The sequence below is a fragment of the Halomonas marinisediminis genome (assembly GCF_004347715.1).
GTDB lineage: Bacteria > Pseudomonadota > Gammaproteobacteria > Pseudomonadales > Halomonadaceae > Halomonas > Halomonas icarae.
Map to the genome: position 1 here is coordinate 1 of NZ_SLTR01000091.1, position 350 is coordinate 350.

The following is a 350-nucleotide window of genomic DNA, read 5'->3' on the forward strand; positions in this document are numbered from 1 at the left end:
GAGGGGCCATGACAGGGCAGATCGGGGGTGCGGCGCGGTCCTTCGGGGCGGACGCGGCGGGTTGGCGCGGATGAGCAAGTTCGGGCCGACGCGGGGGGAGCTGTGGTTCCGGCTCGGCTTCAGCCTGTTCGGGCTGGGGTTGATGGGGTTTGCCTTGCTGACGCGGGGATTTGGCGGGATCGCCTGGGTCGAGGTGGTGCTGATCGCCAGCGCGTTTTTCGGCGGGACCGCGGTCTGGGCCGCGCGGCGGCTCTGGCAGACGCGCAACCGGCCCTGAACATGGACCGGGCTCAGGCCGGGGTGAGCGGGCGGCGTCCGGTCTCGGTCAGGATTGCGGCATGGGGGCCTTC

General features: G+C 72.0%; 1 protein-coding gene. It reads left to right on the forward strand.

Annotated features, from left to right (window positions below; translation table 11 throughout):
• Positions 1-277, forward strand: a 277-nt coding sequence (locus tag E0702_RS15945) for a hypothetical protein (protein WP_205741964.1), incomplete at its 5' end; no start/stop codon positions are given.
• Between the last annotated feature and the right edge of the window lie 73 nt (positions 278-350).